The organism is Arthrobacter sp. 92 (assembly GCF_050260325.1).
In the GTDB taxonomy this organism is placed as follows: Bacteria; Actinomycetota; Actinomycetes; order Actinomycetales; family Micrococcaceae; genus Arthrobacter.
The window spans coordinates 3,076,713-3,090,078 of sequence record NZ_CP189863.1 but is presented as its reverse complement, the minus strand read 5'-3'; the positions used below and the strand labels follow the sequence as shown (position 1 = coordinate 3,090,078).

Below are 13,366 nucleotides of genomic sequence, written 5' to 3'. Positions count from 1 at the left end.
GTCGCTCCAAAACCGCTCTGTTGCTGCTCACCAATACTGCTCCTGGTACTTGCGGATGTTGTCGGTGGGCTGCGTCGCGAGCGCGACGATCGCACCTGTGCCGAAGCCAGCGGAGTTTGCAGTGTCGATGACTGCCGATCCCGACCACACGGGAAAGTTCGTCTGCAGCGGCAGTGCGACTCCGTTATGAGTGAAGGCCACACCATCGGTGGTTGTCGCGTGGTCCCATCCGCCTGGGGCGTCGTTCTGCGCGGAGTGGAGATAGTGCAGGTGGTAGGCGCCGTTGGCATACACCGGGCGCTGTGGGTCGCACAGCCAGCCGGATGGCGGTGTCATGTGGTAAACGGCCCGCAGTGACCCCTGGGCGTGGGCGGCGGTGACGGGTATGGCGCTACTCATGAACAGGGCGAGTGCTCCTGCTCCTGTGCCTTGCAGGATGTGACGCCGAGAAATTTCATGTGTCATGTTTGGTTCCTCTTCATTGAAAAACAGACATCAGGTTTCCGGCTGCGCAACGGGCCAAAGAGAGCCAGACGTCGAGATCAAACGCTTTAGCACCTGAACTCTAAATTTGTTTTTCAATTCGGTCAAGCGTTTAATCAAACCCTCGGTGGGCACAACCATGTGGGGTCGCTTGTTGCTTGGCGACAGCTTGGTTCTGTTGGGCGTATGAGGAAAGCCTCCGCGCGAGTCCAAGACTCAAGCGCGGAGGCTCCCGGCTCTCCAAGCTGGGGGACTCGAGAGCCGATGTATGTCTACTGGCGGGCGTGACCTCCGGGTCGCTGGAGACGCAACCTTCCGGTCACCGCTGGGGAGGGCAGCCACGGGTCCGCCCGGTCTGCCATCCGGGAGCTGCATCGTCTAGGAGCTTGACCTTCGGAGGGGCGAGTTCGCCGCGGCGGCGTTTGCACCGCTGGGTGTGGTTCCACACTCCGGGAGTTCCCTTACGGGGCTGGGGAGTGGGCGGAGAGTGTCGGGGTTGGGGACCGGTTTACGACACGATGCGGTCTTGCTTCGCACGGGCGCGGTGTTTGCGGACGTTGTCACGGTTTGCGCAGCGTACGGAGCAGTAGCGCTGGCGACCGTTGCGGGTGACATCGACCACGACGGCCCTGCAGGGATCATCTGATGACATCCCGGCGGCGCACCGGCTGAGCCTATGAGCGCCGCGAGTGCTCAGGTGCAGTGCAGTTCCGACACTGATCACGGCGAGCAATACCTGTGGAAGAGCCTGGTCGAGGTCGCGGTAGTGAAGATGCCATCCTTCACCGTCGTGATCGGTGAGGCGCGGATAGGCGGCGGCTGCAGCCATCTGGGCGTTCAACAGATCGGCCCTGTTCCGTGGATTGCGTTCATCGACGACTGAGAGCCACGCATCAATGACGTCGCGGGTTTGCCGATGATCGTCTCCGGCGGAGAGTCCGTAGTCCATCGTCATCCCGAACTCACGAGTCCGCTGCACGAGAGCGTCCCTATCGGTTGGCCAATCGTTGGCCAACGAGGCGGCGAGGAGTACCGCGTACTCACCGTAAGGGTTGAGATGCATATGGCTATTACATCATTGTTGGAGGCATGATGATTATTCCTTGGGCTGTCGATCCGCAGGCACGATATAGGTATCCAGCGAGCAGGACGGTGCGCTCGTGATCGCGGGGACAGACTTCGGAACGGGGGTCTCGATGGTCGCGGCAAGCGGGATGGCTCTAACGGCACTCGGCATGGTGCTCATGCCGGGCCCGAACATGGTCTACCTGGTTTCGCGCAGTGTGAGTCAAGGGCCAGTGGCTGGGATGATTTCTCTCGCAGGTACATGTACTGGCTTCCTCGTCTACATGACGATGGCGAACCTCGGGCTCGCGATGCACGCAAGCTCTTCCGCATGGGACTCCTCACGAACCTGCTGAACCCAAAAACAGCCGTGATGTACCTTGCGCTCATTCCGCAGTTCATCGATACGGGCCGGGGAGGAGCAACTGTCCAGGGCTTTTCCCTCGGAGCGATCCAGATCGCGGTGAGCATACTCGTGAACGCACTGATCGTCCTCGGTGCCGGGTCGATCTCCTCATTCCTCTCAGGCCGGCCGGACTGGACGAAGTGGCAGCGACGCGTCACCGGTTCGGCGCTCGGCCTGGTGGCGGTCCTCCTCGCGCGGGAAGTACCGGAAAAGGCACGCATATAGCGATTCTGAGGATGAGAGTTCGCCCGGGCCCGCGTGCCCACACCGCCCGGCGCGGCCGGTTTTAGCGTGGGCCGCCTATGTGCCTGCAGCCCTAGCCATCCGGATGTTCGACCGGGGAATCCCAGCATGACTGACCACTGCGTCCTCCGCCCATGAAATTACGCAGCATCCGAAGGTGCTGTCGGTTGGTTACGAATGCCCCAACCTCCCTGTCCCTGAAAGCGTCCGCTCAGGATTCCCCAAACGCCACAGCAGAATCGCACCGCGGTATAGAGCCCGTACGGCTCAAACGATCTCGACGGTTTCACCGCTGACGATAATCCCGCGGGTCGGAGGAATGTCGACAGTCAGCATGCTTGGGCGGCCGACATGGCTGCCTTGGTGCACCACGACGCGGCTGGGTGGTTCGACAAGTGAAAGCAGGCGGAGGTATCCGCCGAAGGCAGCGGCTGCCGAGCCGGTCGCCGGATCTTCAGTGATGGTGCCCACCGGGAAGAGGTTGCGTGAGTCGAACTCGCCCGGCCCGGTCTCGCAGAGCGTCGTGACGGTGCCAGCCCAGTCTTGGGCGTCCATCAGCGTGCGCATGCGATTCGGGTCGAACACGAATGAGTCAAAAGTCCTTCGATCAGCGAAGACGAGAATGGGGTGCCAGTTTCCGGCAAAAGCGATCATCGGAAGGTACTCGGGGTGCAGCTCGTCCGGGCCTACGCCGAGCAACCCGAGCAGGGTGCTCAGTACGCCGTCGGGGAACTCGGCGACTTGAGGCTCCACGCTCGTGAAGGATGCCGTTACCGCTGCGCCGTGGCCTGCAGTCTCGATCACGACGGACCCCACAGCGGTGTCGAAAACAAAGGTCCCTGCGCCATCTCGCCCTGACAGCGCGACGGCCAAAGCAATTGAGGCATGGCCGCAAAACGGCACCTCGGCGATCGGCGAGAAGTACCGCACACGGTTCCGGCGGGAGTCTCCGTCAACCGTCGCCTCCGTGACAAAGACCGTTTCCGCATACCCGACGTCGGCCGCGATGGCCTGCATCCGGGCGCCGTCGAGGCGGGTTGCGTCCAGGACTACTCCCGCCGGATTTCCCCCGTCGGGGGTGCTGGTAAAGGCGGCATAACGAAGTACGTCGGGTGGCTGATTCATTGCTACATCCTCGGTGGGTTGTGAAGATACGGGCGTGGCGAAGACAAACAGGGCGAAGCGAAATGCGACTGCAGGGCTAATCCTGTACGGCTCTGCCGGCCATGGCGAGGGAGATGTTTCGGGGGAGGCGCTGGGCGATGCCGGCCAGTAGGCGATTTCCCAAGCCTGAGACGACGCTAACGGGTGTAGTGCGGCGATCGAGAGCGCGCAGGGCAGCGTCGACGACCTGGCTGGCGCTCTGCAGCCGGCCGACCGCTGCGGCCTGGCTCCCGAGTACATCGAAAAACTCGGTGCGGGTAGCCCCCGGGCAGAGCGCGAGCACGCGAAGGCCGGATTCCTTCGTCTCATGCGCCACGGCTTCGGTGAAGCTCAGGACAAATGCCTTGGTTGCTCCGTAAACCGCCATCCCAGGTACCGGCTGAAAAGCTGCGGTGCTGGCCACGTTGATGAGGGCGCCCCTCCCGGCGGCGAGCATCTCGGGGAGGAATGCCCGCGTGGTCTCGACGAGAGAGGCCACGTTGAGGGAGATCTCCGAGGCGATGACCGCGGAGTCTTCCTTGACCAACGGGCCGCTCGTGGCGAAGCCCGCGTTGTTGATCAGGGTGTCGATGCGGATGCCCCGGCCGGCGAGCTCCTCGCCGAGTTCCGCTCCGGCTCCCGCACGACTCAAGTCCTTCGAGAGCGTAGTCACTGAAATACTGTCCGAGTCGCGCAGCTTCCGGGCGAGATCCTCAAGCCGGTCCGTGCGCCGTGCCACCAGCACAAGATTGGCCCCACGCGCTGCAAAGCGTGCGGCAAACTCCGCGCCGAGCCCCGAGCTCGCCCCAGTGATGAGTGCCGTGGTTCCGGCGTAGCTCATGGTCATGTCGAATCCATTCCGTGTGGCGGCTACGCTATGTAGCCAATGCCTACATAGTAAACAGTGACACTAAAGTAGTCAATGACTACTTTGTAGCTATACTGATCTTATGTCCGATCAGCCCTACCATCACGGCAAGCTCCGCGAGGCGTTGCTCGCCCGCGCAAGGGAAGTCATCGAAGAAGCAGGAGTCGAGGGACTTTCCCTGCGGCAGCTCGCGCGTGACCTGGGTGTGAGCCACGCGGCACCCGGCAAGCATTTCCGTGACAAGCAGGCGCTTCTCGATGCCCTCGCCCTTGACGGTTTCCGCAGCATGAATGCCAGGATCACAGGAGCGTCCGAAGCCGCCGGAGGCCATCGGTCACGCTTTGTCCGGATCGCCAGGGCCTATGTGGACTTCGCGGTCGCCCATCCGGTCCTGTTGACCGTGATGCACTCCACCAAGCACCATCCTGATGCCAGCAATGAACTGCGCAGCATCGGCGAAGGCGGCATAACGGTCGCCAGGGCGCTCATCGCTGAAGCCCAGGAGGCCGGGGAGCTGGCGCCAGGGGACCGCGAGATGCTCGCGCTCGTCTGCTTCGTGAGCCTGCACGGAGCCGCTGTGCTGGCGGCGGGCAACCTCCTGGATGGAACTTCCAGCGACGCCCTGACCGCTGCCACAACAGACCTGTTGTGGGCAGGAATGGTCGCAGGCATTCCCGCACCTCACGGAGCCTCGGGAATCGGGGCATGAGACGCTCTCTTAGATGAACTCGGCGTCATAAACCCCCGTTGAGCCCGAACCAGCCGTCAGACATAAGGTGACGGCCATTCAGGTGGTGCGGTGCACCCGCTTGCGGGTGTTCTTCATGGTCTTTGACTGAAGAAGGCCGGCCCTTATGTCTGGTGGGCCGGGCGTCCCGGGCTTGGTCCATGGGGGAGCGCCCAGGCCCTCACCTGCGGGCCTGGGTTCGTTCCGATCGTCCTCAATAACGGCGCCGCAATGTGTTCCCCACCGGTACCGGCGGAAGTAGCGGAGGTGGCACCGTCTCCACCGGCGGCGGCGGGTCCACGGTCCCTGGCCAGGCCGGCACCATTGTTGGCGGTGGTGGGGGTGCCCCGGGGCAGCCGGCCCCGTACGTTCCTGCTCCGGCGCCGTATGTTCCGCCGGTCCAGGCACCTGCCCCGGTGTACGCGCCGGCGCCGGCGCAGGTGTACGTTCCGGCGGCTCCGGCTCCGGCTCCGGCTCCGGTTCGGAACGAGGCGCCGAACGGATATACCGCGGTCCAGGGCGAGCCGGTCAAGGGCGTTGCCCGTGCAGGGAATCCTGTTATCGATGGCGTCCCGGCCGAGGCCCCGGCGACGGTTGCTGCCGCGTCGGACACGCCGGCCGCTGTAGCCCCTTCTGTGACGGCCAGTGCGACGCCGTCAGCCACACACTCCGTCGCGCCGAGTCCTTTGGCGACGCCGACGGCGGAACCGATTCAGAGCACCCCGGCGTCGGACGCGACGGGGCCTGCACCGTTCATCATCGTCGGCGTCTTTGCGATTCTCGTTATCGGGTCCGCGGCGTGGCTGTGGTCCCGGTTCCGGAAGTCCGCCGCGGGGCGGTGACCGCACCCTGCGGGGTAGGGGGAGGCAGGGGTGGCCGTCACGGAGGATGTGGCGGCCATTCCTGTGTCCGGGCCCGGGTGCCGTCCCGCCGTGTGTTGTCAGGGGGAAAAGGCGGCCCCGTCCCGGGGTGGGTCGGGGGACGGTTGCGGCGGTCTGTGGGAGGTGCCGGTGGTGCTGTACCGGAGGGGTTGGAGGCTGTGCACGATCGCCGGTTCACTGCGGTGGGTTCCGCGGCTTTGGTGGGCTGGCGGTGGTGAGCGAAGCCCTGAACGATGCCCCTCCTACGAACGGAGCTATTTGATGTCTGAGCAGAGCAACCCCACGCCTAACCCAGCCGAGGGCAGTGTCCCCCTCGCCGACCGAAACAGACCCCCGCATGCCCCCACAGCTTCGGGCCGCACCCCCAAAGCGCGACAACACCCAGTTCGTGGCAGAGTTGAAATCCCCCTGTCCAGAGGATCCATGGGCCGCTTTTCACGCGGGTCTTATTCGCCGTCCTGGCCGCGACACCCTGTCGCTGCCCGCCGTCCTCATCATCCGTGTCGCTCGCCCGCTTCACCCAGACGATGGCCGCGAAATCGTCCATCTCCGGGCCGCAGTCCGTTTTGGGCGCCCCGCGGATCATGACGTCGATGAGGTGCTCGCGCTTCTTATCGGTGGACGACGGGGACGCATTCTGAATCTGGATGATGGGTATCCGCCGAGTCAGGTGCAGCCACAGAAGGGTGAGGGCCCGGCGGAAGAACCCGGGATTCAGCGGGCGTAAGCATCGTTGCCGACAGTTGCGTAGTTTCCGCGGGTACGGGATCGGTCATTTCGGCGGCCGTCGGGTCGCGGATGTATTTTAGCGTCCTGACCTACTGGCGAGTTCTGGTCAACGCCCTTGTGGGCGAAGGCGGTGGACGGGCGGAAGAGGTTCGACCGGCCTGCGTGGAAGTACCACGCAGGCCGGTCGGTGGCGTCGTCACGCCGTCCCTTCCAAGTGGGGTTTAGATTACCCGTCGTTGCCGGCCGGTGTGGTCGTGGCGGTGTAGCCCTCGAGCTTGAGCGCGGCCTGCGCATATTTCAGGTCGAACGTGTCGGCGATGTTGACCTTGGAGGTGTCAACGCCGATCGTTTTCTCCTCGTCGAAGATCGTCTTGGGGCCGCCTGCTGGCATGATGCCGTCCGGGAGGAACTGGCCCTTGTCCTGGTTCAGCGCGGCGACGTACTGGTCCTTGCTGATCGTGCTGTTCTGGACGAAGGACGGGGGCAACTTGTCGGCGATCTCCTGCGCGGAGTGCGTGCTGATCCAATGCATCGTGTCGACGAGGGCGTTGACGACCTTCTGCGCTGCGTCCTCATGGGACTTGACCCAGTCTGCCTGTGCCAGAAGGCCCGCCGACGGCAGGGTGCCGCCAAGCGCCGCCTTGGCACCGTCAGACGTCGCGAGGTCGATCGCGGGAACGGCGAGGTTCTTGCTCACGAGGGCCCCGACGGTCGGCTGCGTGGTCATGACGCAGTCGGCGGACCCGCGCTGGATGGCCGCGATGGCCGTCGCTCCGGAGCCGACGGCGAGGGTATGGTAGTCGGTCTTGGAGAGACCGGCCTTCGCAGTGATGAACTGCGTGAGTTCATCGGTTCCGGACCCGAGGTCGGTGACGCCGACGGTTTTGCCCTTGAGGTCGGCCGCGGAATGGACGTTGGCCGCGGGGTTGCACATGATGCGTTCGCCGGGGGCGCCGGAGAGCTGGACGAGGTTGGTGACGGCCTTGCCCTTGGACTGGAAGTCCACGGTGTGGACATACCAGGCACCGGCCATGTCCACCTGCCCGGAGGCCATTGCGTCCTCGGCGCCGACGCCCCCCTGGGACTCGGTGGACAGTTCCATCTTGACGCCGTACTTCTGGTAGAAGCCGAGCTGCTGTGCGAGCTGGTAGGGCAGGTAGATCTGCTTGTCGATGCCGCCGACCATCAGCTTCACGGTGGGCATCGAGCTGTTGTCGGCGGCAGCACTGCCGCTTGCGGTGCTGCTGCTGTTGCCGCTTCCGGAGCTGGTGCCGCAGGCCGCGAGGCTTAGTGCGATCACTCCGGCAGCGCCGACGGCGTAGATCTTGTTTTTCATCATGGGTGTACGTTTCCTTCGTTTATTCTGAGGATTCGAGCGTGGGGTAAGTGGAATGGATGCCGGGGAACGTCAGATCGTCTGGGCTTCGGAACGGTTCGGCGGACGCCATTTGAGCAGCTTGTGCTCGAGCAGGGTGATGAGGGCTTCGGCGCCGAGCGTGATCGCGGCAATGATCACCATGCAGGCGAAGACGGTGTTGGGATCGAAGGTTCCCTGTGCCTGGCTGATGATCAGGCCGATTCCCTGCTGGGCGCCGAGCACTTCGGCGACGAGTGCGCCGATGATCGCGAAGCCGAACGCGGTGTGAAGGCTTGCGATGATCCAGGTCATGGCGGACGGGATTGTCACGTGGATCGCGACCTGGAGCGGGGATGCGCCCAGGACGCGCACGTTCCCGACGAGGTTCTGGTCCACTTCCCGGACGCCCTGGAAGGCGTTGAAGAAGACTACGAAGAAGACCAGTACCGCCGCGAGGAGCACCTTCGGGAAGACTCCGAGGCCGAACGCCACGATGAAGATCGAGCCGAGCACGATTCGGGGGATTGAGTTCACTATCCGGATGTACGGGCCGACGACTTCTGACAGGTATCTGTTTGAGCCCAGGAGGATCCCGAGCACGACGCCGACGAGCGTGCCGAGCAGGAAGCCCATGAACGCTTCCTGCACCGTGATCCAGAGGTTCTCCCAGATGGTGCCGAATGCCGTGCCCTGGGTGAAGAGGTTGACCAGACTGGTCCAGATTTCGGACGGCTGGCCGAAGAAGAACTTGTCGACCCAGCCGGCCGTCGTGAACCATTGCCAGCCGCCGATCACGACCACCGCGAGGATGGCCCGGCCGATCCAGACCCAGGTCGTGCGGCGCGTCATGGTACGCCGGGCGGAGGCCTTGAGCTCGGTGGCTTGCTCGTTCACCGGAGCCTCCCTATGGATTGTGGTTGTCATGCTGCCGCACCTGCCGATTGGTTGTAGGCGCGGGTGACTTCGTCTTTCAGGGATTCCCAGATCCTGCCCTGGAGTTCGAGGAAGCGCCCCTCGTGGCGGATTTGCTGGACATCGCCGCGCGGTCGGGGAAGATCGATGTCGAAGACGTCTTTGATGGTGCCGGGGCTGCTGGTCATGATGACGACTTTGTCCGAGAGCGCCACCGCCTCATCGAGGTCGTGCGTGATGAACAGGACAGAGGGGCGCAGTTCCTCCCAGAGCTGCAGCAGCTCGTTCTGCATGATGGCCTTGGTCTGCACGTCGAGGGCGCCAAACGGCTCATCCATCAACAGGATCCTTGGGTTGTTGATCAGTGCCGCCGCCATGGCGACACGCTTGCGCATGCCGCCGGACAACTGGTGCGGATAGCGGTCCTCGAAGCCGGCCAGACCGACGCGACGCAGCCAGTCCATGGCGAGCACGGTGGCTTCGCGTTTGGGGGTACCGAGCAGGACCGGGCCGATCAAGACATTGCCGAGGACGGTCTTCCAGGGGAAGAGCGCGTCCGCTTGGAACATGTAGCTGACACCGTTGGTGATGCCGTCAACGATCTGATCGTGGACACTCACCGAGCCGGCGCTTGGCCGCTCCAGGCCGGAGACCTGGGCCAGCGTCGTTGACTTGCCGCAACCCGTTGGTCCCACGATCGCGCAAAACTGGCCAGGTTCGACCTTGAGCGTCACGTCCCGGATGGCAGTGAATGTCTCTCCCTTGGGCGTGAGGTAACGTTTGGTCAGCCCGACGATGTCGATGCCGGCCGCGTCCTCGGTTCTCTCGGGGGCCGCGGGGGGCCGCTTGGGATTATTAGCATTCATCGTGGTAAGACCTCTTTGTCTTTCGGTTCTTATGGCCGGTGGTTGGGGATCCCACGGCGGTGCCGGGGATCCATGAGAGCCCGATGGTTTCTTTCGGTCCAGCGGCTTCCTTTGGTCCAGCGGCAATATGAACTGCGCTGTCCGTGGTTGTGCAGCTTGCCGAAACGCTGGAGCGTCAGCCCTGCACTATGCCGCCGGCCGACGGGATGGCCCCGTGGTCTGCTACTTGATAGTTCTGACACCCTTGTCATTTCCCTTCCTTGGAAGTCCTGCGTGATGTCAATCACGGAAACTATGTGAAGCTTAGAAAATGATTGTTTGTGGCAGAAGGCTTCGGTAAGTTGTGTGCCTTAACAGCAAAAGTGCATGTTTCGTGCGTTTTCTGCGCCACGGTGAATGCGCTGCCTGTATGGGTGTTCCACTGATGCCCGCGTCGGCTGCAAGGCGCCTCCGGACGGGAGCCCGTTCTTCAACCCTGACCACCCAGATCCTCCTGGCCTCGCTCTCGCTGCTGCTCCTCACGGTCGTCTTGGGCGGGTTTCTATTCACACTGATCAGCAACCAGACCCTGGACCGGCAGTATCAACTGCGTGCCCTTGGCATCGCTGCTACCTCCGCGCAGATGCCGGAGATCCGCTCCGCCCTCGCGGCCGGGGATCCCAAACACGTCATCGACCGGCTCGCACGGGAGATCGCGGCCGCCGCTCAGCCGGCCTACGTCGTGGTTACCGACCGCGACGGCGTCCGGTTTTCCCACCCGGACCCTGCGCTGATTGGCCAGAAGCTGGAGGAACCGGTCGCAGTGCTGGACGGCGAAACCCACGTGGGGCTCGACCCGGGCAGCCTGGGCATGTCGGCGAACGCCAAAGCCCCAATCTTCGGGGCGAACGGCTCTGTCATAGGCCAGGTGTCGGTGGGCATTGAGGAAACCCAGGTCGTAGACAACCAGGTCCAGAACATCTGGCTGATAGTGGGATTCTCGGCCCTGGTCCTGGCCTTGGGCGTGGGCGCTTCATTGCTGCTCTCCCGCCGGATCAAGCGTGTCACCTTTGACCTTGAGCCGGCGGAGATCGCCTCGCTGTTGCAGGAGCGGGAGGCGCTTCTGCACGGGATCCGGGAGGCCGTCGTCGGGCTTGACGACGACGGGAGGGTGACGGTCATCAACGGAGAGGCGCGGCGGCTGCTCCAGATCGAGGGGACGGCGCTGGGCAAGCCGGTTGCCGATCTGATTCCGGAAGGGCGGCTTCGGGACCTTCTCACCGGCAAGCTCCCCGGCGCTGACCAGGTGGCGCTGACGGAGGAGTCCCTGCTGGTGGTCAACCGCATGGCCGTCTCGACCGCCGGGCGGAGCATCGGGTCCGTCATAACCCTGCGGGACCGCACAGAGATCGAGAGCCTGGTCCGGGACCTGCACTCCATCCAGGGGCTGATGGAAGCCATGCGTGCCCTGGAGCATGAATACGCCAACCGGCTGCACGTCGTGGACGGCCTGCTCGAGATGGGGGAAGTGGACCAGGCCAGGAGCTACGTCTCGCAAATATCCTCCATGTCCAGATCACTCGGGGAAGGGCTGCGCTCACGGATCGCGCCGCCGGAGCTTGCAGCCCTGCTGCTGGCCAAAATTACGGTTGCCGCAGAACAGGACGTGCAAATCGAGGTGACCGCCGAGTCCCGGCTGGAACGTCCGCAGGCGGACCAGGCGGAGCTGCTGACCATCGTCGGCAATCTCCTGGACAACGCCGTGGACGCGCTGGCCAACAGGCCCCGTCCGCGCATGGTGAAGGTACAGTTTGACGACGCCGACGGCGTCTTCATTGCCGTACACGACAACGGAGCCGGGGTGCCCGCAGACAAGATCGACCAGGTGATGGTGGACGGCTACTCGACTAAAGACCCCCGACCGGGCATGCGCCGCGGAATCGGGCTGGCCCTCGTGAGGAGAATCGTGCACCGCGCCGGGGGAACCCTTGATGTGTTCCCCGGGCCCGGCGGCAACTTTGAGGTGTGGCTGCCGGCAAACCCGGGAAACCCGGGCATTGCAGACAAGGACAGGAGCGCAAGCGTTGATCAAGACATTGGTAGTTGACGACGATTTCAGGGTCGCAGAAATCCACGCTGCCCGCGTCGCCAGGGTTGAGGGCTTCGAGTGCGTGGGCCAGGTATACAGCGCCGCGGCCGCGCGGGAGGCAATCGCGCGTCTGAACCCGGACCTGCTTCTGCTGGACGTGCACCTTCCGGATGAGGATGGGCTCTCCCTGCTGCGGTCCCTGCAGGCGGCCGGAACCGAGGTCGATTCCATCATCATCACCGCCGCCCAGGACCTGGCCACGATCAAGTCAGCCATGAGCCGCGGCGCAGTCTATTACCTCGTCAAGCCCTTCAGCTTTGACCGGCTCCGCATGCAGCTGGAGGCATACCGGAACTGGCGACAGGAGCTCGAATCGACATCAGCCGCCAACCAGGCAACCGTTGACAGCCTGTACAACGCCCGTTCGGCCGGGGCCAGGGCCGCCGCCCCGGGGCCTCGGCTGCAGCCCACCATGCAGAAAGCCCTCGACGCCGTCCGCGCCGCCGGCGGTCCCATCAGCGCCGCGGAGGTCGCCGACCACCTCGGTATCAGCCGCCCGACAGCTCAGCGTTACCTCAGCGCGCTGGAGCGCAAGGGCCTCCTCAGCCTGAACCTCAAGTACGGCAGCACCGGCCGGCCGCTGAACTCCTACACGGCCACCTAGAAGTGGGGGCATCCTGTGCACTGGTCCAGGAAGCCCCAACTGGACAGCACACACCGTGCTGTAACCTCGCCACGGACACCTGAGCATCAATGGGACTCAGCTGCGGCCTTACCTTGGATTAGGCGACGGCTGCCAACGGCGCCTCAAAGGAACTCGCCGGGAACAAGTGGCGATGCCCGCGGGCGTGAGCCGATACCTGACCTGGATCTCCCACGGACTCGGCCCCGGCAACGGGGGTTGCCTCCATCGGCACAGTCGATGGAACCATCCGCCGCGGGATGTAGGCACCCAAGAGGGCCGATCGAGCCAAATCCCAGCCACGATGCTCGGCAAAAGCTCGGCGATATTTCAGTTTTTCCTACGCCGCCCCATGTGGCCCTGGGGCTGTAGCTCAGGCGTCGAAGGCGTCAGCTATGGCACCAAGCGCGAGATAGTCCCGGGCGCTTCTTGGAAGCCGAAGTCGGCCCAGTACCGGCGCAGGGCCTCCTTTGGTGGCAGGAAACCTAACCCTGCGTTGGACGCGCCCGGTGGCGTGGCGTGATGACAGATATTGACGGGGAACCGGAACCTGGTGCGCCGGACCATCCACCAGTCTGACGTCTGCCCGTTGTTCGTCCCGGATTGACGGATCCACACCACTGGGGCCCAGACATGACAGATGCGGCGGGGGTCTGCCCATCGGGGCGTTCGGAGGTGGCGTACACGAAGTTCTCGCCGTCGGTGATGTCTGTGTGGGTGTGGCCGAGGACCTTGGCATGGAACTCGCGGGAGGCCTGGAAGTCGCGGGTGTGGAGCTCGTGCCAAGTGACGGCCAGGGGTTCGTTGTAGCGGGAAAGCCGTGGTGTGCCTTGGGCTGCCAGAGGCCGAACGCGGCGCCGCCGGTTTCGAAGGCGACGCTCAAGCGGCCCTGGTCCATGAGGTCCAAGGGTGGCAACATGAGCCAGCCGCCGGCGT

The 13,366-nt window shown here is 64.1% G+C and carries 11 protein-coding genes and 1 pseudogene; 5 read left to right on the top strand and 7 right to left on the bottom strand.

The features are described from left to right. Positions 1-33 precede the first annotated feature (33 nt). Positions 34-465, bottom strand: a pseudogene (locus ACP4XC_RS14330) (glycoside hydrolase family 32 protein); the annotation flags it as partial. Positions 466-991: 526 nt separating this feature from the next. Beyond that, on the bottom strand, positions 992-1,546 hold the full coding sequence (locus tag ACP4XC_RS14325; protein ID WP_427170761.1) for a CGNR zinc finger domain-containing protein: 555 nt from the start codon (positions 1,544-1,546) through the stop codon (positions 992-994). 333 nt (positions 1,547-1,879) lie between these two features. Here ACP4XC_RS14325 and ACP4XC_RS14320 point away from each other — a divergent pair, with 333 nt between their 5' ends. Then, positions 1,880-2,179, top strand: coding sequence for a LysE family translocator (locus ACP4XC_RS14320; protein WP_427170759.1), 300 nt, complete (start codon positions 1,880-1,882; stop codon positions 2,177-2,179). 285 nt (positions 2,180-2,464) lie between these two features. Here ACP4XC_RS14320 and ACP4XC_RS14315 read toward each other — a convergent pair whose 3' ends face one another. Continuing rightward, entirely contained in the window at positions 2,465-3,322 is an 858-nt protein-coding gene (locus tag ACP4XC_RS14315; RefSeq protein WP_427170756.1) for a PhzF family phenazine biosynthesis protein, read from the bottom strand. A 76-nt stretch (positions 3,323-3,398) separates the two neighbouring features. After that, positions 3,399-4,187 carry an SDR family NAD(P)-dependent oxidoreductase gene (locus tag ACP4XC_RS14310; protein ID WP_427170753.1) on the bottom strand — a complete coding sequence of 263 codons (789 nt, stop codon included), beginning with the start codon at positions 4,185-4,187 and terminating at the stop codon, positions 3,399-3,401. Between the two features lie 103 nt (positions 4,188-4,290). On the opposite strand from ACP4XC_RS14310, the gene ACP4XC_RS14305 reads away from it, so the two are divergent. Both ACP4XC_RS14305 and ACP4XC_RS14300 read left to right on the top strand, forming a co-directional pair. Next, on the top strand, positions 4,291-4,917 hold the full coding sequence (locus ACP4XC_RS14305) for a TetR/AcrR family transcriptional regulator (protein WP_427170751.1): 627 nt from the start codon (positions 4,291-4,293) through the stop codon (positions 4,915-4,917). A 251-nt stretch (positions 4,918-5,168) separates the two neighbouring features. Then, positions 5,169-5,777 carry a hypothetical protein gene (locus ACP4XC_RS14300; RefSeq protein ID WP_427170748.1) on the top strand — a complete coding sequence of 203 codons (609 nt, stop codon included), beginning with the start codon at positions 5,169-5,171 and terminating at the stop codon, positions 5,775-5,777. Between the two features lie 994 nt (positions 5,778-6,771). Here the strand turns inward: ACP4XC_RS14300 and ACP4XC_RS14295 are convergent. From ACP4XC_RS14295 to ACP4XC_RS14285, 3 genes are all read right to left on the bottom strand, one after another. Then, positions 6,772-7,884 carry an ABC transporter substrate-binding protein gene (locus ACP4XC_RS14295; protein ID WP_427170746.1) on the bottom strand — a complete coding sequence of 371 codons (1,113 nt, stop codon included), beginning with the start codon at positions 7,882-7,884 and terminating at the stop codon, positions 6,772-6,774. 69 nt (positions 7,885-7,953) lie between these two features. After that, on the bottom strand, positions 7,954-8,826 hold the full coding sequence (locus tag ACP4XC_RS14290; protein WP_427170744.1) for an ABC transporter permease: 873 nt from the start codon (positions 8,824-8,826) through the stop codon (positions 7,954-7,956). Beyond that, positions 8,823-9,680, bottom strand: coding sequence for an ABC transporter ATP-binding protein (locus tag ACP4XC_RS14285; RefSeq protein ID WP_427170742.1), 858 nt, complete (start codon positions 9,678-9,680; stop codon positions 8,823-8,825). The genes ACP4XC_RS14290 and ACP4XC_RS14285 overlap by 4 nt, the downstream gene beginning before the upstream one ends. Positions 9,681-10,089: 409 nt before the next feature. On the opposite strand from ACP4XC_RS14285, the gene ACP4XC_RS14280 reads away from it, so the two are divergent. Next, positions 10,090-11,766: an ATP-binding protein gene (locus ACP4XC_RS14280; RefSeq protein WP_427170740.1), complete on the top strand. Its 1,677-nt coding sequence runs from the start codon at positions 10,090-10,092 to the stop codon at positions 11,764-11,766. After that, positions 11,744-12,412: a response regulator gene (locus ACP4XC_RS14275; RefSeq protein WP_427170738.1), complete on the top strand. Its 669-nt coding sequence runs from the start codon at positions 11,744-11,746 to the stop codon at positions 12,410-12,412. Before ACP4XC_RS14280 ends, ACP4XC_RS14275 begins: the two co-directional genes overlap by 23 nt. The last annotated feature ends 954 nt before the right edge of the window (positions 12,413-13,366 follow it).

Excerpts from the sequence above, each read along its gene's own strand:
- ACP4XC_RS14315 (WP_427170756.1), bottom strand. The coding sequence starts at position 3,322 with ATGAATCAGCCACCCGACGTACTTCGTTATGCCGCCTTTACCAGCACC.
- ACP4XC_RS14280 (WP_427170740.1), top strand. The coding sequence starts at position 10,090 with ATGGGTGTTCCACTGATGCCCGCGTCGGCTGCAAGGCGCCTCCGGACG.
- ACP4XC_RS14320 (WP_427170759.1), top strand. The coding sequence starts at position 1,880 with ATGGGACTCCTCACGAACCTGCTGAACCCAAAAACAGCCGTGATGTAC.
- ACP4XC_RS14325 (WP_427170761.1), bottom strand. The coding sequence starts at position 1,546 with ATGCATCTCAACCCTTACGGTGAGTACGCGGTACTCCTCGCCGCCTCG.
- ACP4XC_RS14290 (WP_427170744.1), bottom strand. The coding sequence starts at position 8,826 with ATGACAACCACAATCCATAGGGAGGCTCCGGTGAACGAGCAAGCCACC.
- ACP4XC_RS14295 (WP_427170746.1), bottom strand. The coding sequence starts at position 7,884 with ATGATGAAAAACAAGATCTACGCCGTCGGCGCTGCCGGAGTGATCGCA.
- ACP4XC_RS14285 (WP_427170742.1), bottom strand. The coding sequence starts at position 9,680 with ATGAATGCTAATAATCCCAAGCGGCCCCCCGCGGCCCCCGAGAGAACC.
- ACP4XC_RS14305 (WP_427170751.1), top strand. The coding sequence starts at position 4,291 with ATGTCCGATCAGCCCTACCATCACGGCAAGCTCCGCGAGGCGTTGCTC.
- ACP4XC_RS14310 (WP_427170753.1), bottom strand. The coding sequence starts at position 4,187 with ATGACCATGAGCTACGCCGGAACCACGGCACTCATCACTGGGGCGAGC.